Source organism: Kitasatospora sp. NPDC015120 (genome assembly GCF_043080305.1).
Taxonomy (GTDB): Bacteria; Actinomycetota; Actinomycetes; order Streptomycetales; family Streptomycetaceae; genus Kitasatospora.
Map to the genome: position 1 here is coordinate 23,394 of NZ_JBIBVJ010000018.1, position 19,223 is coordinate 42,616.

Annotated in this window: 21 protein-coding genes; 9 read left to right on the plus strand and 12 right to left on the minus strand. The window is 75.6% G+C overall.

Translation table 11 applies throughout. The features are described from left to right. Positions 1 to 109 precede the first annotated feature (109 nt). On the plus strand, positions 110 to 706 hold the full coding sequence (locus ACF1AK_RS28960) for a TIGR03086 family metal-binding protein (RefSeq protein ID WP_391501779.1): 597 nt from the start codon (positions 110 to 112) through the stop codon (positions 704 to 706). Between the two features lie 128 nt (positions 707 to 834). Beyond that, positions 835 to 1,368, plus strand: a complete 534-nt coding sequence (locus tag ACF1AK_RS28965) for a hemerythrin domain-containing protein (RefSeq protein ID WP_391501780.1) — start codon at positions 835 to 837, stop codon at positions 1,366 to 1,368. Positions 1,369 to 1,377: 9 nt separating this feature from the next. On the opposite strand, the gene ACF1AK_RS28970 is transcribed toward ACF1AK_RS28965, so the two are convergent. From ACF1AK_RS28970 to ACF1AK_RS28995, 6 genes are all read right to left on the minus strand, one after another. Then, on the minus strand, positions 1,378 to 2,133 hold the full coding sequence (locus tag ACF1AK_RS28970) for a VOC family protein (RefSeq protein WP_391501781.1): 756 nt from the start codon (positions 2,131 to 2,133) through the stop codon (positions 1,378 to 1,380). A 390-nt stretch (positions 2,134 to 2,523) separates the two neighbouring features. Continuing rightward, positions 2,524 to 3,360, minus strand: a complete 837-nt coding sequence (locus tag ACF1AK_RS28975) for a class I SAM-dependent methyltransferase (RefSeq protein ID WP_391501782.1) — start codon at positions 3,358 to 3,360, stop codon at positions 2,524 to 2,526. A 187-nt stretch (positions 3,361 to 3,547) separates the two neighbouring features. Next, a complete protein-coding gene (locus tag ACF1AK_RS28980) occupies positions 3,548 to 4,657 on the minus strand; it encodes a dipeptide epimerase (protein WP_391501783.1) in 1,110 nt (369 codons plus the stop codon). Then, positions 4,654 to 5,805 carry a PLP-dependent cysteine synthase family protein gene (locus ACF1AK_RS28985; protein WP_391501784.1) on the minus strand — a complete coding sequence of 384 codons (1,152 nt, stop codon included), beginning with the start codon at positions 5,803 to 5,805 and terminating at the stop codon, positions 4,654 to 4,656. Before ACF1AK_RS28985 ends, ACF1AK_RS28980 begins: the two co-directional genes overlap by 4 nt. Continuing rightward, complete coding sequence (locus ACF1AK_RS28990) at positions 5,802 to 6,722, minus strand: Rossmann-like domain-containing protein (RefSeq protein ID WP_391501785.1); 921 nt, start codon at positions 6,720 to 6,722, stop codon at positions 5,802 to 5,804. Before ACF1AK_RS28990 ends, ACF1AK_RS28985 begins: the two co-directional genes overlap by 4 nt. Then, a complete protein-coding gene (locus ACF1AK_RS28995; RefSeq protein WP_391501786.1) occupies positions 6,719 to 8,017 on the minus strand; it encodes an ATP-grasp domain-containing protein in 1,299 nt (432 codons plus the stop codon). Before ACF1AK_RS28995 ends, ACF1AK_RS28990 begins: the two co-directional genes overlap by 4 nt. A 163-nt stretch (positions 8,018 to 8,180) precedes the next feature. Between ACF1AK_RS28995 and ACF1AK_RS29000 the strand changes: the two genes are divergently transcribed. The 5 genes from ACF1AK_RS29000 (at position 8,181) to ACF1AK_RS29020 (ending at position 13,651) form a co-directional block, all read left to right on the plus strand. Beyond that, a complete protein-coding gene (locus ACF1AK_RS29000) occupies positions 8,181 to 8,813 on the plus strand; it encodes a GNAT family N-acetyltransferase (RefSeq protein ID WP_391501787.1) in 633 nt (210 codons plus the stop codon). 111 nt (positions 8,814 to 8,924) lie between these two features. Then, positions 8,925 to 9,590: a TetR/AcrR family transcriptional regulator gene (locus tag ACF1AK_RS29005; protein WP_391501788.1), complete on the plus strand. Its 666-nt coding sequence runs from the start codon at positions 8,925 to 8,927 to the stop codon at positions 9,588 to 9,590. A gap of 162 nt (positions 9,591 to 9,752) precedes the next feature. Then, the gene (locus ACF1AK_RS29010; protein ID WP_391501789.1) at positions 9,753 to 11,282 is read left to right on the plus strand and encodes an MFS transporter; all 1,530 of its coding nucleotides are present in this window, start codon (positions 9,753 to 9,755) and stop codon (positions 11,280 to 11,282) included. A 231-nt stretch (positions 11,283 to 11,513) separates the two neighbouring features. Then, positions 11,514 to 13,163: a cytochrome bc complex cytochrome b subunit gene (locus ACF1AK_RS29015; RefSeq protein ID WP_391501790.1), complete on the plus strand. Its 1,650-nt coding sequence runs from the start codon at positions 11,514 to 11,516 to the stop codon at positions 13,161 to 13,163. Between the two features lie 47 nt (positions 13,164 to 13,210). Beyond that, positions 13,211 to 13,651 carry a PPOX class F420-dependent oxidoreductase gene (locus ACF1AK_RS29020; protein WP_380293382.1) on the plus strand — a complete coding sequence of 147 codons (441 nt, stop codon included), beginning with the start codon at positions 13,211 to 13,213 and terminating at the stop codon, positions 13,649 to 13,651. 32 nt (positions 13,652 to 13,683) lie between these two features. Here ACF1AK_RS29020 and ACF1AK_RS29025 read toward each other — a convergent pair whose 3' ends face one another. From ACF1AK_RS29025 to ACF1AK_RS29045, 5 genes are all read right to left on the minus strand, one after another. Continuing rightward, positions 13,684 to 13,881, minus strand: a complete 198-nt coding sequence (locus tag ACF1AK_RS29025) for a hypothetical protein (RefSeq protein WP_391501791.1) — start codon at positions 13,879 to 13,881, stop codon at positions 13,684 to 13,686. Continuing rightward, on the minus strand, positions 13,878 to 14,147 hold the full coding sequence (locus tag ACF1AK_RS29030; RefSeq protein WP_350545708.1) for a DUF1876 domain-containing protein: 270 nt from the start codon (positions 14,145 to 14,147) through the stop codon (positions 13,878 to 13,880). The genes ACF1AK_RS29025 and ACF1AK_RS29030 overlap by 4 nt, the downstream gene beginning before the upstream one ends. 398 nt (positions 14,148 to 14,545) lie before the next feature. Continuing rightward, the gene (locus ACF1AK_RS29035) at positions 14,546 to 15,253 is read right to left on the minus strand and encodes an anti-sigma factor family protein (RefSeq protein ID WP_391501792.1); all 708 of its coding nucleotides are present in this window, start codon (positions 15,251 to 15,253) and stop codon (positions 14,546 to 14,548) included. Beyond that, positions 15,250 to 15,807, minus strand: coding sequence for a sigma-70 family RNA polymerase sigma factor (locus ACF1AK_RS29040; protein ID WP_391501793.1), 558 nt, complete (start codon positions 15,805 to 15,807; stop codon positions 15,250 to 15,252). Before ACF1AK_RS29040 ends, ACF1AK_RS29035 begins: the two co-directional genes overlap by 4 nt. A 61-nt stretch (positions 15,808 to 15,868) precedes the next feature. Then, positions 15,869 to 16,489 carry a hypothetical protein gene (locus ACF1AK_RS29045; protein ID WP_391501794.1) on the minus strand — a complete coding sequence of 207 codons (621 nt, stop codon included), beginning with the start codon at positions 16,487 to 16,489 and terminating at the stop codon, positions 15,869 to 15,871. Between the two features lie 180 nt (positions 16,490 to 16,669). Here ACF1AK_RS29045 and ACF1AK_RS29050 point away from each other — a divergent pair, with 180 nt between their 5' ends. Then, positions 16,670 to 17,059 carry a thioredoxin family protein gene (locus tag ACF1AK_RS29050; protein ID WP_391501795.1) on the plus strand — a complete coding sequence of 130 codons (390 nt, stop codon included), beginning with the start codon at positions 16,670 to 16,672 and terminating at the stop codon, positions 17,057 to 17,059. Positions 17,060 to 17,185: 126 nt separating this feature from the next. Here ACF1AK_RS29050 and ACF1AK_RS29055 read toward each other — a convergent pair whose 3' ends face one another. Continuing rightward, on the minus strand, positions 17,186 to 18,151 hold the full coding sequence (locus ACF1AK_RS29055; RefSeq protein WP_391501796.1) for a helix-turn-helix transcriptional regulator: 966 nt from the start codon (positions 18,149 to 18,151) through the stop codon (positions 17,186 to 17,188). A gap of 226 nt (positions 18,152 to 18,377) precedes the next feature. Between ACF1AK_RS29055 and ACF1AK_RS29060 the strand changes: the two genes are divergently transcribed. Continuing rightward, positions 18,378 to 19,121, plus strand: a complete 744-nt coding sequence (locus ACF1AK_RS29060; RefSeq protein ID WP_391501797.1) for an alpha/beta fold hydrolase — start codon at positions 18,378 to 18,380, stop codon at positions 19,119 to 19,121. The last annotated feature ends 102 nt before the right edge of the window (positions 19,122 to 19,223 follow it).

Consider the following 19,223-nt stretch of genomic DNA (forward strand, 5'->3'; position numbering starts at 1 on the left):
CCCGCAAGTTTGAATTTGAACAACTATCCGGACGGAAGATTTTGGCGTGGCCGGGTCAGCATTGGTGTAGACCGGCGTACGAAGGTGCCTGGCGGGGCAGGCTCAGGGCATGGCACATCGCAAGGAACACCGGCGGGCGGAGGGCCGGGGCACCCCGTACGCCGACGCCCTCACCGCCTTCACCGAACGGGTGCGGCTGGTCACCCCCGACCAGTGGGACGCACCCACCCCCTGCGCCGACTGGACCGTGCGCGATCTGGTCAACCACCTCACCGGCGAGCAGCTCTGGGTGCCCGAACTCCTGATGGGCTCCACCATCGCCGAGGTCGGCACCCGCTTCGACGGCGACGTCCTCGGTGACGACCCGGTCGGCGCCTGGACCGCCGCCTCGGCGGCCGCCCGCGACGCCTTCGCCGTCCCCGGCTCCACCGAGCTCACCGTGCACCTCTCGTTCGGCGACGTCTCCGGCCAGTACTACCTGGACCAGCTCACCGCCGACGCCGTCGTGCACGCCTGGGACCTCGCCGAGGGCATCGGGCGGCTCACCCGGCTGCCGGACGACCTGGTCGACTTCGCGCTCGCCGAGTACACCGGCTACGGGGACCTCTCCGGCAGCGGGCTGTTCGACCCGCCGCTGCCGGTGCCGGACGACGCCGGCCCGCAGACCCGGATGCTCGCCCTCACCGGGCGCCGGGACCGCCCCTGACCTGCGGCTCCACCCGGCCTGCCGGTTCCACCCGCACCCCCCGGGGCCGCGCCGCCCGGGCAACGGGCCCGGCGCCGGATACTGGAGGTGGAGGGGCGGAACCGCAGCAGAGCGGAGAGGCGGGCGCCATGAGCCGCAGGCCGGACATCCTCGGCGAGTTCACCGCGGAGCACCGCGCGGTGGAGGACCTGCTCGCCCGGATCGAGGCCGCTGCGCCGCTCTCCGGCGCGGCCGGGCCCGCGGCTCCGGGGAGCGCGGCCGGGCCCGCGGCACCGGGCGGCGCCGCGGAGCCCGCGGACCGGCTGGTCGGACAGCTCACCGACCTGCTGTTCAGCCACTGCGCGGCGGAGGAGGAGCACCTGTTCCCGGTCGTCCAGCACGACGTGGCCGGCGGCGGCGCCCTGGTGTTCCGGTGCATCCACGACCACCTCGCGATCGGCCAGTACCTCGCCGACCTGCAGTCCCTCCCGCCCGGTGACCCCGCGCTGGAGCCCCTGCTGCGCGGACTCGCCGAGCTGCTGCGCCGGCACCTGGCCACCGAGGAGAAGCAGCTGTTCCCCGCCGCCCGCAAGGCGTTGCCGGCCGCCGCCCGCAACGCGCTCGCCGAACGGCTGCGGGCCGATCGGGCGGAGATCGCCGAGGCGGGGCCGCCGGGGCCGTGAGCCCGCGGCTCAGGGCTTGGCGCTGATCACCGCGAACCGGCCGCCCTCCGGGTCCTGGAGCCGGGCCACCCGCCCGTACGGCGAGTCGAACGCCGGGCCCAGCGCGGCGCCGCCGAGCTCCTCGGCCCTGGCCAGCGCCGCGTCGGTGTCCGGCACCGAGAAGGACACCTCCCAGTGCGGCGGCATCCCCGCCGGTCCCCCCGCCTGCTCCCGGGCGAGCGCGGCGACGCTGCGCCCCTCGGCCCGCAGCACCACCCGGTCGTGCTCCCAGCGGACCTCGAACCGCTCCGGGTCCCGGCCGTCCCAGCGGAACACCTCGCCGTAGAAGAGCGCGGCCGCGAACGGATCCGGGGTGCGCAGCTCGATCCAGACCGGCGAGCCCAGGAGGTCCAGGCGCCGGGCCCGGCCCAGCGGCCCCTCCCAGATGCCGAACACCGCGCCCAGCGGGTCGGCGGCGAACGCCACCCGGCCCGCGTCGAAGGACAGCGGCCCCACCGCGAGCGTGGCGCCGCGCTCACGGACCGCGTCTGCGGCGGCGTCCGCGCTCTCCGTGCCGAAGTAGCTGGTCCAGGCGACCGGCATGTCCCAGCCGCCGGTGGCCACGCCCAGGCCGGCCACCGCCTGTCCGCCGGCCACGGCGTGCACGTACGGGCCGAAACGGTCCGGACCCGGCTCGAACTCCCAGTTCAGCAAAGGCCCGTAGAAGGCCTTGGCCACGTCGAGGTCGCGCGCCATCAGGCTCACCCAGCACGGGACGGCCGCCACGCAGCGCACCTCGGCCGTTGTCCCACCGCTGACCATCGCGACCACCTCCGAGACCCCGGCCGCCGGGCCCCTCCCGACTCCCACGGCCGTCCGGCCGTCCGGGCGACTTCAGCCTAGGACGTACCGGACGGTTCGGGGAGGATCAGCGCGCGGGGTGGGGTGTGGGCGTGGTGAGACCCTGGTGAGGAGCGTGCATGGAAGGCTCCGCGCCCCGGGCGGTTCGGGGCACGGGCGGGTCGGGGCACGGGCGCGCCTCCGAAGCCCTGCACCGGGGGCCGGCGGCGGTCGCGGGGTTCCGGGCGCAGACGCCGGCCGAGGGGTCCGGCGCCCTTGCACCCGGACGGGTGAGCCGGTGCACGGACCTGACCGCGGCCGGGACGGCTGCCGGGGTCAACGTCCCTTCCGTGCGGAGGAGTCGAGCCGGGCGACCAGGTGGAGGCGGTCGCCGTCGGCGGTGTCGGCGGGCCGGTCGCCGTCCGTCCAGGGCGGTTCGGTGCGCGGGCCGGGCCGGTCGTGGAGGGCGAGGACGGTGAAGCCGTGGACGGCGAGCAGGTGGCGCAGCTCCTGGGGGAAGAGCAGCCGCCAGGCGGAGTGCTGCTCGACCGGCGGCGCGCCGTCGTCACTGGCCCACCTGCGGGTGCGGCGCAGCAGTTGGGCGGCGTGGTCGATCCACAGCACGGTGCGCGAGGTGTGGGTGACGCCGTCGTGGGTGACGCTGTCGAGCCGCGGGGCGTCGAGGAGTTCGGTGCGGCCGAGGAAGAAGGCGCCGTTGCGCATCTCGGCGACGAGCAGGCCGCCGGGGCGCAGGTGGTGGCGGAGCCGGCCGAACAGGGCGTCGAGGTCGGCGTTGGTGTGGCAGTAGAGCAGCGCGCTGTCCAGGCAGAGCACGGCGTCGAACTTGCCGGGCAGGGTGAAGTCGCGCATGTCGCCGACGTGGTAGGCCGGTCCGGGGTGGCGGGCCCGGGCGTGGGCGATCATCTCCGGGGAGCTGTCGAGGCCGGTGACGGTGCGCCCGGCCGTGCGGTGCAGCCAGCCGGCGTCACGGCCGGTGCCGCAGCCGAGGTCGAGGACGTCGGCCCCGGCGCCGTGCTCGCGGAGCATCGACTCGGCCCACCGGGCGGCGGTGAACCCGGGGTCGGGGAAGCGGAGTTCGTAGAGTTCCGGGCGGTCGGTGAGCAGGTTGCGGCGGGCGGCGGCCGGGTCGGGGGCCGGGCGGTGGTGGTTCATCGGGCCTCGCTGGGGAGGGGACGGCACGCCGCCCGGTGCGGCCGGGCGCACGCGGCGGCGAAGCCGGGGACGACGCGGCGGGGGCCGGGGGCGGACGCGGCGGGCAGGGGGCCGGGGGCACCGCGGAGCCGGTCGGCCGGACGCAGCCGTACCGGCGGGGCGAGGGTCCGTACGGCGCGCGGCGCCCTCACCGGCCGGCCACCGGCCGCGGCCCCGTGGTGACGGGTGCGGCGTCCTGCCCGGGGAGCGGTGCGGCGGCGGGGGCGGGCAGCACGCCGAGGCCGGCCCGGTCCGGGGTGCGGACAGTGCCGTCGGCGCCGCCGATGCCCTGCCAGGGGTCGTGGGCGAGCAGCAGGTGGCCGTCGAGGTCGAGCCACCGCGCCCGGTCCGCGAGGTGGACGGCGGGCGCGATGCCGAGCGAGCTGGCGGCCAGGCAGCCGAGCATCAGCTCGGTGCCGCTGCCGCGCAGGGCCTCGACGATGCGCAGCACCTGGTGGACGCCACCGCACTTGGCGAGCTTGAGGTTGACGCCGTGCACCCGCCCGGCGAGCCGGCAGGCGTCCTCGTAGCCGACGGCGTCCTCGTCGGCGATCACCGGGACGGGCGAGCGTTCGGCGACGGCGGCGAGCGCGTCGGGGCGGCCCGGCGGGATCGGCTGCTCGACCGCCTCGACGCCGGTGGCGGCGAAGGCGGGCAGCAGTCGCAGGGCCTGCTCCGGGGTCCAGGCGCCGTTGGGGTCGAGCAGCAGCCGGGCGTCCGGGGCGGCCTCGTGGACGGCCTGCACCCGGGCCAGGTCGAGGCCGGGGTCGGCGGCGCCCGCCTTGATCTTGAGCACGGTGAAGCCGGCGTCGGCGAGCCGGGCGGCCTGGACGGCGGCGCGGGCGGGCGGGTCGATGCCGATGGTGCGGGCGGTGGCGGCGGCGACCGGTCCGGCGCGGCCGAGCAGCCGGTGGACGGGCTCGCCGGCCCGTTTGCCGACCAGGTCGAGCAGCGCGGCCTCGACGGCGGCCAGCACCCCGGCGGGCAGCGCCGCGTAGGGGGCGGTGCCGTCGCGGAGGTCGGCGAGCGCCTGCTCGGGGTCCGGTCCGGCCTCCAGCGCGGGGCGCAGGGCGTCGAGGGAGCGCCGGATCCGGTCGGTGGGAAGGTCCAGCCAGACGCTGCTGACCGCCTCGCCGTGGCCGGTCAGCCCGCGGTGGCCGAGGGAGAGGTGGACGGCGTCGCGTTCGGTGGTCACCGAGCGCGAGATGCGCAGCGGTTCGGCCAGCCGGAGCCGGACGGTGCGGACGTCGAGCCTCATCGGCACTCCTCGGTACGGGCGGGGGCGAAGCCGGGGACGCTCACGGAGGCCCCGGCCGGGACGGCGTCGGCGGGCACGCCGCGGTCGGTGCGGCAGCGGGCCCAGCCGGTGACCTCGGCGGCCGCCGGGTGCGGGATCTCGACCGGGCGCGGCGCGGCCCGGGCGGCGTCCAGGCCGTGCCGCCGGCAGAACGCGTCGTCGTACACGGTGCCGAGGTAGCGGTGCGGGCCGTCGGGGAAGACGGTGGCGACGGCGGCGCCGGGGTGGGCGCGGGCGGCCCAGGCCGCGACCAGGGCGACCGCGCCGGTGGACCAGCCGCCGCTGACGAAGGCGCCCCGGGCGAGGCGCCGGCAGGCGTCGACCGCCTCGGCCGGGCCGACCCAGTGCACCTCGTCGAAGGCCTGGTGGGCGACGTTGCGCGGGTGGATGGAGCTGCCGAGGCCGCGCATCAGCCGGGGCCGGGCGGGCTGGCCGAAGATGGTGGAGCCGACGGAGTCGACGCCGATGATCCGCAGCCGGGGCCAGCGGCGGCGCAGTGCCTCGGCGAGCCCGGCGCTGTGGCCGCCGGTGCCCACGCTGCAGACCAGCACGTCCAGCTGGTCGAGGTCGGCGGCGATCTCCTGGGCCATCGCCCGGTAACCGGCCGCGTTGTCGGGGTTGTTGTACTGGTCGGGCCAGTAGGCGTCGGGCAGCCGGTCGAGCACGGCGCGCAGCCGGGCGAGCCGGGCGGCCTGCCATCCGCCGTGCCGGGCGGGCTGCTCGACCAGCTCCAGCCGGGCGCCGTAGGCGCGCAGCAACTGCCGCATGGGGGGTTCGAGTTCGCTGTCGCCGACCAGCACGACGGGGTGGCCGAGGGCTTGCCCGGCGAAGGCCAGGCCGACCCCCATGGTGCCCGAGGTGGACTCCACCACCGTGGCGCCGGGCCGCAGTTCGCCCCGGGCGTGGGCGCCGCGGAGCATGGCGACGGCCGAGCGGGCCTTCATGCCGCCGGCGCTCAGCCCCTCCAGCTTGGCCCAGAAGCCGGGGTGCGGGTGCGGCAGCGGGGTGGTGATCCGGGCCAGCGGGGTGCCGCCGAGCAGCGGCAACAGGGCCGGGTTGCCCAGGAGTGGGCGGTCCACGGCCGCACCGGGGTCGAGCAGGGCGGTCACCGGCCCGCACCTCCGTACAGGTGGAGGACGCTCGGTCCGCCGTCGAGCCAGAAGAAGGGGTAGGGCTCGGCGCTGACGGCGCTGACCCCGTCGCCGAGCAGGCACGGCAGGACGGCGCTGCCGGTCTGCGCGAACAGCACCAGGGGCTTGCCGGTGGCCCGGGCGTGGGCGAGCAGCGGGTCGAGGGTGCCGTTGCCGAGGGTCATGCCGGAGGCGAGGATCGCGTCGCAGTCGTCGAGGTGGGCGAGGGCGTCGGTGTGCACCGGCTCGTCCCATTCGGTGCTGCCGCCCTTGAGGTCGCAGGGCAGGTAGCCGACCTCGTGCGAACGGAGCTGTTCCAGGAGGGAGTTGACGACACCGACGACCAGCACCCGGCGGACGGCGGCGAGCGGCAGCAGCCCCACCACGGCGGAGGCGCGGACCCGTGACTTCACCAGCGAGGAGCCGGCGGGCAGGCCGTACCGCCGGGCGCCGTACGCCGGTGCGTGCGGGCGGCAGTGGCCGAGGTAGGCGTCGAGCGCGGCGACCCGGACGGCGGTGCGCGGGTGGTCGAGCAGGTCGCCGACGCTGGCGCCGACGCAGTCGGTGACCGTGTCGGCGGGCAGGTCGCCGGGTTCGACGGCGCAGGAGCCGACGGCGGCGCCGAGCCGCAGGCTGAGCACCTCGTTGCGGTAGCCGCGGGAGCGGCCGCTGTGCCGGACGGCCTGCACGGTGCTGAAGGCGAGGGCGATCCGCAGGGAGGCCGGGTCGGGTCCGTACGCCCCCGTACGGACCCGCCCGGTGATCAGGTCGAGCACGGGGCGGGGGGCGGCGGCCCCGGCGGCCGGACTCGCGCTCGGGCTCGGGCTCGGATGCGGACCAGCGCTCGCGCCCGGGCCCGGGATGGTGATCGGGCCGACGGCGGTGGCGGCGCTCATGCGGACACCTCCGCGGGCTCGGCCGGAGCGGCGGCGGGCGCGAGGCGGGGGGTGAGCCCGGCGAGCAGCCGCTCGGCCGAGCGGCGCGCCCCGTCCCCGCCGGTGTCGGCGGTCATGACGTGCCCCAGGTACTCGTTGTTGCTGGTCGCGGGCCGCACGGCGCGGCCGGATCCGGCGAGGCTCAGCTCGACCACCGCCGGGTCGCGCCGCACCGCGGCCTCGCCGTCGAAGCCGTCCAGCAGGCCGTCCTGCCCGCCGTCGGGCACCAGGAAGGCGATGGCGGCGCTGGTCACGCCGGTCGGGCGGACGGCGAGGTCGGGACGGCGGCCGAGGGCGAGGTCGACGGCGGCGGCGGCCAGGTCGACCCCGGTGACCCGCCGGACCAGTTCGGTGATCCGGTTGCCGGCCGGGCGGGGGTTGACCTCGACCACGCGCGGCCCCGTGGGGGTGAGCTTGATCTCGGTGTGGGCGACGACCCGGTCGAGGCCGAGCGCGGCCAGCGCGGCGACGGCGGTGGCGGCGGCGGCCTCGGCCTCGGCCCGGTCGAGGGCGGCCGGGAACATGTGGCCGGTCTCGACGAAGGCGGGCGCGCCGCCGATGCTCTTGTCGGTGATGCCGACGACGTGCGCGACGCCGTCCGCGGAGACCGTCTCGACGCTGACCTCCGGCCCGGTGAGCAGTTCCTCCAGCAGCACCACCGGCTCCCGCCGCTGTCCCCGCGCGTTGACCGGGAAGTCCTCCAGCGCCTCGACCGCCGCGAGGAGCTCGGCCTCGTCACGGACCGCGCGGACGAACATCCCGGCGCACAGGTCGACCGGCTTGACGACCAGCGGGTAGCCGATCGCCCCGGCGGCGGCCCGGGCCTGCTCGCGGCCGGCGCAGAGCGCGTACGCCGGCCCGGGGACGCCCGCCCCGGCGAGCCGGCGGCGGGTGAGGTCCTTGCGGCAGGCGGCCTCCACGGCCTCGGGCGCCGGTCCGGGCAGGCCGAGCCGGCGGGCCACCCGGGCCACCTGCGGGAGGTAGTAGTCGCACGAGGAGAGCACGCCGTCGAAGCCGAGCAGCGCGTGCAGCCGTTCGGCGAACCGGAGCAGCGCGTCCGGGTCGTTGGTGTCGGCGGTGAGGACGTTCTCGGCGGCGAGCAGGGGGTGCGGGCCGTCACCGGGGACGGCGGCGCGCAGGTAGTGGTGCAGGTCGCGGGTGAGGAAGGTGAAGCGGTGGCCGCCCTCCCCCAGGGCCCGTGGCAGCAGTCTGCTCATGGAGCCGACCCAGCTCTCGATCACCAGCAGATGCGCCACGGCTCTCCCTTTCGACGGACTCGGCGGACAGGCAGGACCGTAACGGGATCCGTTTTCATTTTCAACGCGCCGGACCGTGTTGTCCGTCGATGCGTCAGATGAAACTGGTTTTCATGTACTCTTGCCCCCACCCGCCGCGCCCCAGCCCTGTCGGAGTTGCCTGATGGACCGTCAGTTCCCTTACGTCGTACGCCATGCGCTCCCGCAGGACGTGCCCGGCGCCCGGCGGCTGATCCTGGACACCTTCTACCGCGAGTTCGGCTACGGCTACGTGCCCGACTGGCACGCCGATGTCGTCGACCTCCAGGGCCACTACCTGGACCACCCCCGGCACGCGCTGCTGGTCGCCGTGCACGGCGAGGAGGTGGTGGCCACCACCGCGCTGCACTCCACCGGACCGGCCCACCCGCCGCACCCGCGCGAACTCGCCCGGCGCTACCCGTCCGGGACCACCGCGCAGCTGGTCCGGGTCTACGTCCGGGCCGAGCACCGCCGGCACGGGCTGGCCCGCGAGCTCGTCCACCGCGCCCGCGCGTTCGCCGCCGGGGAGGGCGGGTACCGGCGGCTCTACCTCCACACCAACACCGCGATCCCCGGCGCCGAGGCGTTCTGGCGCAGCCTCGCGGAGGAGGTCTACGACGCGCGGCCGACCGGCGAGCACGGCCCGGGGGTGGCCACCGTCCACTTCGAGATCCCGCTGCACCGGCCCGCGGTCGCGGCCGGCCCCGGGCGGCTCGGCGGGGCCGCGGGGCGGAGCGCCGGCGAAGGGGTCGCCGCAGGCGTCCGCACGATGTGACGCAGGTCACACCCGGGAGCGAAATTTCCGGGGACGGATTCCCCGTTCAGCCCTTCGTAGGACTAAGCGGGGAGTGACTCCCCGGAACCCGCCCCCGGGAGGAGTGCACCCGTGACCACCGTCGCCCCCCGCCCGGCCCCCGCCGCGGGGCCGGCCCGCGCGCCCCGGCTGCGCGCGGACGCCAGCCGCAACCGCGAACGGATCGTGCTGGCGGCCCGGGACGCGTTCGTCGAGCACGGCGCGGACGCGCCGCTGGACGATATTGCGAAGCGGGCGGGCGTCGGAAACGCTACGCTCTACCGGAACTTCCCCACCAGGACGGCACTGATCCGCGAGGTGGCGCTGCTCGTCAAGAACCGCATCGTGGCGATCGCCGACCGGGCGGCCGCCGAGGTCGCCGGCCCGTTCGACGCCCTGGAGCGGTTCGCCCACGAGACGGTCGACGAGAAGGTCGGCGCGCTCTGCCCGCTGCTCACCAACCGGGTCGACATGTACGATCCGGACCTGGTCGAGGCGCGCGAGCGCCTGCTGGCCGTCGCCGGCGGCCTGCTGGAGCGGGCGAAGGCGGCGGGCGAGGTCCGTCCGGACGTCGACCACGGCGACCTGTTCATCGCCCTGAGCCAGCTCACCCGCCCGCTGCCGGGCACCGAGTGCCACGTCCTGGACGGGTTCGTCCACCGGCACCTGCAACTGTTCCTGGACGGCATGCGGGCACCCGCCCCGTCCGTCCTGCCCGGCCGGGCCGCGACCTTCGAGGACTTCCACGGCGACCACTGACCCACCGCGCCGGCCGACCGGCGCGCCCTGACGACCCATCCGAGGACCATCACCGCGGGGACGCGGTGCGGCCGCCCGTGCGCGCCCACCGCTGCTGTCCGCGGCCCCTGAGCGACTCCGCACCGCCCCGACCGCACACCGCACCCCTAAGTGAGTACCTCCATGCCACAAACCGACGCCCAGCCCGCCCTCCAGCCCGATCCGAGGCGCTGGAAGGCCCTGATATTCATCGGTCTCGCGCAGCTGATGGTCGTCCTCGACGCCACCATCGTGAACATCGCGCTGCCGTCCGCCCAGCAGGACCTCGGCATCACCGACGGCAACCGCCAGTGGGTGATCACCGCGTACGCCCTGGCCTTCGGCGGCCTGCTGCTCTTCGGCGGCCGGGTGGCCGACCTGTGGGGGCGCAAGCGCGCCTTCGTGGTCGGCCTGACCGGCTTCGCCCTGGCCTCCGCGCTGGGCGGCGCCGCCGTCAACACCACGATGCTGCTCGGCGCCCGCGCCCTCCAGGGCGTCTTCGGCGCGCTGCTGGCGCCCGCCGCGCTGTCGCTGCTGGCCGTGATGTTCACGGAGGCCAAGGAGCGCGCCAAGGCGTTCGGCATCTACGGCGCGATCGCCGGCGGTGGCGGCGCGATCGGCCTGATCCTCGGCGGCCTGCTCACCGAGTACATGAACTGGCGCTGGACCTTCTTCGTCAACATCCCGTTCGCCGTGGTCGCCGCCGCCGGCGCCGTCCTGGTGATCCGCGAGCCGGCCGTGGGCCGCAACCGCAACCGCCTCGACGTCCCCGGGGTGCTGCTGGTCACCACCGGTCTGGTCGCCCTGGTCTACGGCTTCACCCGGGCCGAGTCGGACGGCTGGAGCTCGGGCGTGACGATCGGCCTGTTCATCGCCGCCGCCGTGCTGCTGGCCGCGTTCGCCGCGGTCGAGCGCAGGGTCAAGGCGCCGCTGCTGCCGCTGCGCGTCGTGCTGGACCGCAACCGCGGCGGGGTCTACCTGTCGCTGGGCCTGGCCGTGATCGGCATGTTCGGTCTGTTCCTGTTCCTGACCTACTACCTGCAGATCGTGCTCGACTACAGCCCGGTGCTGACCGGCGTGGCCTTCCTGCCCATGGTGGCGGGCATGATCACCGGATCGACCCAGATCGGCGCCCGGCTGATGACCCGCGTCCCGGCGCGGTTCCTGATGGCGCCCGGCTTCCTGGTCGCCTCGCTCGGCCTGCTGATCCTGACCCAGATCGACCTGGACAGCTCCTACCCGGCGCTGATCCTGCCCGGTCTGGTCCTGATGGGCCTCGGCATGGGCACCGCGTTCATGCCCGCGATGAGCCTGGCCACGCACGGCGTCCAGCCGCGCGACGCGGGCGTGGCGTCCGCCATGGTCAACACCTCCCAGCAGGTCGGCGGCGCCATCGGCACCGCGCTGCTGAACACCATCGCGGCCAGCGCCACCACCACCTGGCTGGCGGCCCACGCAGCCGGCGCCACCACGCCGGACGCCGCCCGGGCGGTGCAGTTCCAGGGCATGGTGGAGGGCTTCTCGACCGCGATCTGGTGGTCCTTCGGCATCCTGGTCCTGGCGGGCGTGATCGCCTTCACCCTGATCAACGCCGGCCGCCCCGGCTCCGGCGGCGCCGGCAAGGGCGCCGACTCGGACGCGGCGGCCAACGAGGTGCCGGTGCTCGTGCACTGACCCCACGGGGTTCGCGACGGTGCGCCGCGGCCCGTCCGGTGTCCTGAGGACACCGGACGGGCCGTTCGCCGTTTCCGGGGCCGGACGCGGACGCCCCCGGACGCCCCGGGGAGGCGCCCGGGAGGCAGCCGGGAGGCACCCCGATGGAAGTGGGGAGCGATCCCCGATTATTCTGGTCGGACTTCGAAACGGGGATCACTCCCCGCTTCACTCCGACCGAGGTGCGTGGACATGACCCGGAATCAGGGAAACGGCGGCGGGCGCGGACAGCGCGCCGCCGACTGGACCGACGGCCGGCTGGGGATCTACACCCTGGCCCGGGCCAACCTGCGGAAGATCTTCCCGGACCACTGGTCCTTCATGCTGGGCGAGATCTGCCTCTACAGCTTCGCGATCATCATCCTGACCGGTGTCTGGCTGACGCTGTTCTTCAAGCCGAGCATGGGCGAGATCGTCTACGACGGCTCGTACGTGCCGCTCAAGGGCGTGCCGATGTCGGAGGCGTACGCGTCGACGGTCGACATCAGCTTCGAGGTGCGCGGCGGTCTGCTGATCCGGCAGATCCACCACTGGGCGGCGATCGTCTTCATCGCGGCGATGTTCGTCCACATGATGCGGGTCTTCTTCACCGGCGCGTTCCGCAAGCCGCGCGAGATCAACTGGATGTTCGGCTTCCTGCTGCTCTTCCTCGGCATGCTGGACGGCTTCTTCGGCTACTCGCTGCCCGACGACCTGCTCTCCGGCACCGGCATCCGCTTCGTCGAGGGCGCGATCCTGGCCGTCCCGCTGGTGGGCACGTACGTCCAGATGTTCCTGTTCGGCGGCGAGTTCCCCGGCACCGACATCGTGCCGCGGTTCTTCACCGTCCACGTGCTGCTGATCCCGGGCATCATGCTGGGCCTGCTGGTCGCCCACCTGATCCTGGTCTTCCACCACAAGCACACCCAGTGGGCGGGCCCGGGCAGGACGGAGAAGAACGTCGTCGGCATGCCGCTGATGCCGGTCTACCTGGCCAAGGCCGGTGGCTTCTTCTTCCTGGTGTTCGGCCTCACCGCCGTCATCTCGGCGATCGCCACGATCAACCCGGTCTGGGCGTACGGCCCCTACCGCCCGGACCAGGTGTCCACCGACGCCCAGCCCGACTGGTACATGGGCTTCGCCGAAGGGCTCGTCCGGGTGATGCCCGGCTGGGAGGTCGGCCTGGGGGGCCACACCCTCAACCTCGGGGTGCTGATCCCGTTCTCGCTCTTCCCGCTGATCCTCGGCGCGATCGCCGTCTTCCCGTTCGTGGAGGGCTGGGCGGCGAACGACCGGCGCGAGCACCACCTGCTCGACCGCCCGCGCAACGCCCCGGTCCGCACGGCGCTCGGCGCGGCCTGGATCTCGCTCTACCTGGTGACGCTGGCCGGCGGCGGCAACGACCTCATCGCCACCCACCTGCACCTGTCGCTCAACTCCATCACCTACGCCGTCCGGGTGGGATTCTTCGTCGTCCCGGTCGTGGTCTTCGTCGTGACCAAGCGCTGGTGCCTCGGCCTCCAGCGCCGTGACAGGGAGAAGGTGCTGCACGGCCGCGAGACCGGCGTCGTCCAGCGGCTCCCGCACGGCGAGTACGTGGAGGTGCACGCCCCGCTCGCGCCCGCCGCACTGCACCGGCTCACCTCGCACGAGCAGCCGCGTGCCCTCGAACTGCCCGCCCCCGTGGACGACAATGGAGTGGCCCGCCCGGCCGGGGTCCTTGACCGGGCCCGGGCGAGGCTGTCCCGTGGGCTTCACGGCGAGGGCGCCCGGATCCCCGGGCCCACCGCCGAGGAGTTCCACCGGGCCGCCGCGCACCACGTCACCGAGCACCGGGAGACCGGCGACGGTCACGGCCGCTGAGGCCGTGCCGCCCGCGACCACCCGCCGAACCGGAGAGGGAGGACACCGTGCACGACCGTACCGACCAGCTGGCCGACAGCAGATACCTCCTGCTCACCACCTTCGGCGAGGACGGACGCCGGATCCGCTCGCAGAGCTGGGTGATCGCCGACGGCACCGCCCTCGGCATCTGGACGCCCGCCCACTCCGGCGAGGCCGAACGGATCCGCCGCCACCCCAAGGTCCTGGTCGGCCCGTGCGACGCGCACGGGCGCCCGACGGGGCGTCAGCTCCCGGCCCGTGCCGCCGTCTGCGACGCGGACGCCACCGCCCGCTACCGCACCTCGCTGATCAACAAGTACGGGCTGACGGCGTTCCTGGCCCTGGCCCGCAGCCGGATGCGGCTCGGGCTCGCCGGAACCGTCGGCATCCGGATCACGCTCAACGAGCTGGAGCAGCGGCTGGTCGGGCCGGAGTGGCAGGTGCCGACCACGTACTGCCCGAACTGAGTGCCGCCGGGCGGGGGGGGCGGCGGGCAGGCTCAGGCCGGCCCGTCGTCCGGCGCGCGGGCCAGGTCCTCCGGCTCGCAGGCCTCCCGGCCGGTGCCGACGTGCACCACCTTGACCGCACGGCCCGGCCCGCCCGGCACCACCCGCTGCTCGCGGCCGCAGCGCGGGCAGATCAGCGGGATGCGCGAGCGGTGGGCGGCCGGGCCCGCGGTGCCGTCCGGTTGCGTCACGACAGCGGGTGGGTCGGGACCGGGCTGACCTCCTGGATCTCGCCGTGGGCCTTGGTGAGCAACTGCGAGGCGAGGTCGTTGAGCGCCCGCGCGGCCGCGATCTCCTCGCCGACCCTCAGCTGCTCCGGGTCGGAGGGGTGGCGGCTCGTGTACCCGTGGGCGCGCAGCTCCGTGCCGTCACCCAACCGCAGCAACGCGGCGGCGGCCGTCCGCGGTCCCTCCTCCCGGAATTCCATCTCGATGTGCCAACCGACAAGAGTCTGCATGGCGGATCACCTCCGGCGGTCGCTTCTCGTCCGGCTACCCCTCCAGAGTGCGCCGCACCTCCGGTGAACACCAGAGCAGAGGTTTTGAACGCGCTCAACCCCACGACCGCCCCGGGCCCCCGCGCCCGGGGCCGGCGCAGGAAGTCGGCCGGTCCGACTTCCCACTCCGGCCCTGGGCCGACCGACAGAGCACCATCCCACGCCGACCGGCCCCGCCGGCGGAGGCGGGAGGCCCGCACCGCGTCTTCGACGGCGGCGTGGGGGGGGGGGGGGGGCCCGGCGCCGGGCCCCCCCGCGCCCGGGGGGGGGGGGGGGGGGGGGGGGTGGGGGGGGGGGGGGGGGGGGGGGGGGGGGGGGTCTGGCGCCCGGGCCGACTTCCCACTCCGCGCCGGGTGGGGTCAGGTGGTGGGGATGGTGAGGAGGAGGGTGTCGGTGTCGAGGGTGCGGATCTCGAAGTGGGTGATGGTGGTGGGCGGGTAGGCGGTGCCGCCGGTGGTGCGGAGGGGGGTGGCGGGGGCGTAGCCGGTGGCGGGGACGTTCCAGGTGGTCACGGTCTGGTGGCCGCCGGCGGCGGAGACCGCGACCAGGTCGCACGTCAGCGGCCCCTGGACGCCGGAGAGTTCGAGGGTGACCCGGCTGCCCCAGGGGGCGGGGTCCACGCCGACCGTGGCGTGGGCGCCGGTGGCCGCGTCGGTCGCGGTGAAGCGGTGGGCGGCCGCGGTGGCGACCACGCCGGGCGCGGAGTCGGCGGTGATCACGGCGGCGGTCACCGCGGGGCCGGCGATCGTCAGCGCGGCCGCCGCGGCGACCAGCACCAGCCGCCGCACGCGCCCGCGCCGGCGGCTCTCCCGGACCTGCCCGACCAGCCGGTCCAGCAGCGCCGGGTCCGGCCGGGGGGCGGGGTCGGCCGGGTCGGCGGCGGCCGCGTACTCACCGAGCAGTGCCTCGACGGGGCGGAGTTCGGCGAGCCGTCCGGCGCACTGCGGGCAGCCGGCGGCCAGGTGGGCGTCGAAGGCGGCGCGTTCGGCGGGGTCGAGGACGCCGAGGACGTAGGCGCCGACGTCGAGGTGCACGGCCCGCGCGGGTTCGGGTCCGGACGGTGTCACGATGTCACTCCCCGTTCCTCCAGCGCGAGCCTGAGCGCGCGCAGCGCGTAGTACGCCCGCGAGCGCACCGTGCCCGCCGGGACGCCGAGTTCGGCGGCCGCCTCGGTGGCGGTGCGGCCCTTGAAGTAGGTCTCGACGATGACCTCGCGGTGCGCGGCGGAGAGGTCGCCGAGCGCGTCGGCGACCGTCATCATCCGCAGCGCACGGTCGAGTTCGTCCTCAGCCGGCATCAACTCCAGCGGCCCGGCGTCCACTTCGCGCGGGCGGGCGAGTCCGGCGCGGTGCTCGTCGATGACGATGCGGCGGGCGACGGTGGCGAGCCAGGGCCGCAGCGAACCGGCCGCCGGGTCCAGCCGGTGGAGGTTGCGCCAGGCGCGCAGCAGCGTCTCCTGCACGACGTCCTCGGCGCGCTGGCGGTCGCCGGCGACGAGGTGGAGGACGAAGCCGAACAGCGGCCCGGCGTGCTCGCGGTAGAGCGCGCGCATCAGTTCCTCGTCCGGGGCCGGCGCGCCCCGGACGGCCGGGCGGCCGTCACCGGGAGGCTCCTCGGTCACCCTCACATCCTCGCGCACGCGGACCTCCGGGTCGAACGTCGTCACGGGCCGGACGGCCGGCTCAGTAGCCGGTCCCACCGGAGCCGCCGGAACCGCTCGTGCCGGCCCGGTCACCGGTGGGGGTCACCGCGAACCAGATGCCCTGCACGCCCTGGCCCTTGGTGTCGCCGGGCTTCTCGTCGGGCGTGTAGCGGTAGAGCGGCCGACCCGCGAGGGTGAGCTGCTTGCTGCCGTCGGCGCGGGTGACGGTGCCGACCAGCTTGGCGTCGACGCCGCTGACGGAGGCCGTCGTACCGGTGGCCGGGACGGGCGGCCAGAGCGCCGCGCAGCCGCCGTTGCAGGTGGCGGTGGGCGGGTCGGCACTGTCGTGGTCGAAGCGGTAGAGGGTGTAGCCGGCGCTGTCGGTGACGATGGTGCCGAGGTGCGGGTCGTGGGTGGTCCGCAGGGCGGCGGCGGACATGCCGGGCGAGGCCGGGGCGCTGGGTGCGGCGGGCGGCCGGGCGGGCGACGAGCCGCTGTAGGACGAGCCGCAGCCCGCCACCAGGGCCGCCGCGGCCAGCCCGGTGGCGGCCAGCCCGGTGGCGGCGAGCACGGCGAGCCGTCCGCGGGGGTGCACGGGAGGGCGCCGGACTCCGTCGGTGTGATCATCGGTGGTGCCGTCGGTGCGGCGGGTGGTGCGCATGGTGACCGCTCCCCGGTCGGTGCGGGTGCACGTCGGTGCCGGACACCCTCCGGTACGGACGGGGGCGGCCGTCCGCTCAACGGACGGCGCGGTAGGGTCCGCGGAATAGCGCGCGGGCAGCAGCCGTTGTCGGGGGCACATGGCCTTGACCGCCACCACCGGAAGGGCAGGAGTCGCGACATGAGCAGTACGGTCGAGCTGACCAAGGAGAACTTCGACGAGATCGTCCCCGGCCCGGACGGCGAGGGTTTCGTCTTCATCGACTTCTGGGCGGCCTGGTGCGGCCCCTGCCGCCAGTTCGCGCCGGTCTTCGAGAAGGCCGCCGAACGCCACCCCGACCTGGTCTTCGCCAAGGTGGACACCGAGGCGCAGCAGGACCTGGCCGCGGCCTTCGGGATCCAGTCGATCCCCACGCTCGCGATCATCCGCGACGGCGTGCTGGTCTTCTCCCAGGCGGGCGCGCTGCCCGAGCCGGTGTTCGAGGACCTGATCGGCCAGGCCCGCAAGCTGGACATGGCCGAGGTGAAGCGGAAGGTGGCGGCGGAGCAGGACGGCGGGCCGAAGGCCTGAGCCCTGGCCCTCGCACGGCCCGTTCGTCATGGCGAGCCCCCGGGACGGTACAGCCGGCCCCCGGGGGCTCGCCGCCGTGTGTCCGGGGCGCGCGCGTCGGGGCGCCGTGTCACGGGCCGCCGCGTTTCAGCGCTCGCCCGCCCCGCTCCAGGCGGTGAGGCGGGCGGCGAGGGCGCGCAGTTCGTCCCGCAGGGCGTCGGGGCCGCGGACGGTGAAGGGCCAGCCGAGGCCGGCCAGCATCACGGCCATCCCGTCGAGCCGCTCGGCCCGCGCGCGGAACAGGACGCGCCCGTCCCCGGTCGCGGTGACCGTGCCCGCGGTGGGCGGGATGCGGTGGCGGGCCTCGTCGAGCGTGGTGGTGAGCACCACCTCGACCTCGTGCGTCCAGGGCACCGCGGCGAGCGACTCCAGCACCCGCTGGACCGGGTCGACGCCGGCCGGCGGCTCGAAGCCGTCCTCGCGCGGCTCGACCGCGCGGATCCGGTCCACCCGGAAGGTCCGCTGCTCCCCGCTGCGGTGGTCCAGCCCCGTGGTGTACCAGCGCCCCGAGTGGAAGACCAGCCCGTACGGGTCGAACGCGCGCTCACTGGGCGCGCCCTCCCGGTCCCGGTAGTCGAGCCGCACCCGGCGCCGGCGGCGGGCCGCCTCGGCGAGCGCGAAGAGGGCGGCGGCGGCCGGGCTGGGGCCGGTGGCGGGCGCGGCGGTCAGCCCGAGGGTCTGCTCGACGGCCGCGACCTGCTCGCGCAGCTGCGGCGGCAGCACCCGCTGGATCTTGGCGAGCGCCGACTCCCCGGCCTGCTCCCCCACCGACAGCCCGGAGCGCCGGCCGGCCAGCAGCCCGAGCACCACGGAGGCGGCCTCGTCGCCGGTGAGCATCAGCGGCGGCAGCCGGAACCCGGGCATCAGCCGGTATCCGCCGTAGCGGCCCCGCTCGGCGCGCACGGGGATGCCGAGTTCGGCGAGCCGGGCCGCGTAGCGGCGCACGGTGCGGACGTCGACCTCCAGCCGGGCGGCGAGTTCGGCGCCGGTGAGGCCGGGGCGGGCCTGGAGCAGTTCGAGCAGGGCGAGGGTGCGGCTGACCGGATGCTCCACGAGTCCTGCGCTCCTCGGGCGTGCTGCGGTTCGCCCGGACGGCGGCCGGTGTGCCGGCCGGGCCGGTCGGCGGCCCTCGCCGACGATCCCGGTTAATCCGGTCGAGTTCTGTCCGGATGTGATTCTAGGGTCGGAGTCGACGACGGGCCGCCGGGAGACCTCCCGGCTGCCCGACCGCGGCCGCGCGGCCCCGCACCATCAGGACAACAGGAGAGGACCGTTCCCCATGAGCACCTTCGTACTCGTCCCCGGTTTCTGGCTCGGCGGCTGGGCCTGGGACGCGGTGGCCGAACCGCTGCGCGCCGCGGGTCACATCGTGCACGCGGTGACCCTGCCCGGGCTCGCCGAACGGGCCGGCGAGGCCTCGCCGGAGACCGGGGCGCAGGCCCACATCGACGACCTGACCGACCTGCTGGTCCGCGAGGACCTCCGGGACGTCGTCCTGGTCGCGCACAGCGGCGGCACCATCGCCGTGAGCGGCGCGGCCGACCGGGTCCCGGAGCGGATCCGCCGAGTGGTCTGGGTCGACTCCGGCCCGATGGCCGGCGGCGTCGCGCTCGCCGAGCTCTGGGATCCCGCCTACCGCACCGCGCTGGAGGCCTCACTGGTCGACGGCTGGCGGCTGCCGCTGCCCTCCTGGGAGGTGCTGGCCTCGGGCGGCGCGGACGTGGCGGGCATCGACGAGGAGGACCTCGCCCGGTTCCGCGCGCGGGCGACCGACCAGCCGGCCCGCACGTTCACCGAGCCGGTGCGGCTGGCCGACGGGGCGGCGAAGCTGCCGAAGGCCCTGGTCTCGTGCTCGATCCCGCTGGCGCAGGTCCGGGAGATGATCGCCGCCGGGCACCCGTACTTCGCGGCGCTCGGCGGGCCGGAGTGGGAGCTGCGCGAAGTCCCGACCGGGCACTGGCCGATGTTCTCCCGTCCGGCCGAGACGGCGGCGGTGCTGGCCGAGTTGGCCGGGATCGAGTAGGACGCTCCCGGGCCCGGCCGCGCGGGCGGGGTGCCGGTGCCGCCATGCGGACCGGCGCCTCGCCCGCGTGTTCGGCTGCGCCGGGCGGGCGGGGCGTCGCAG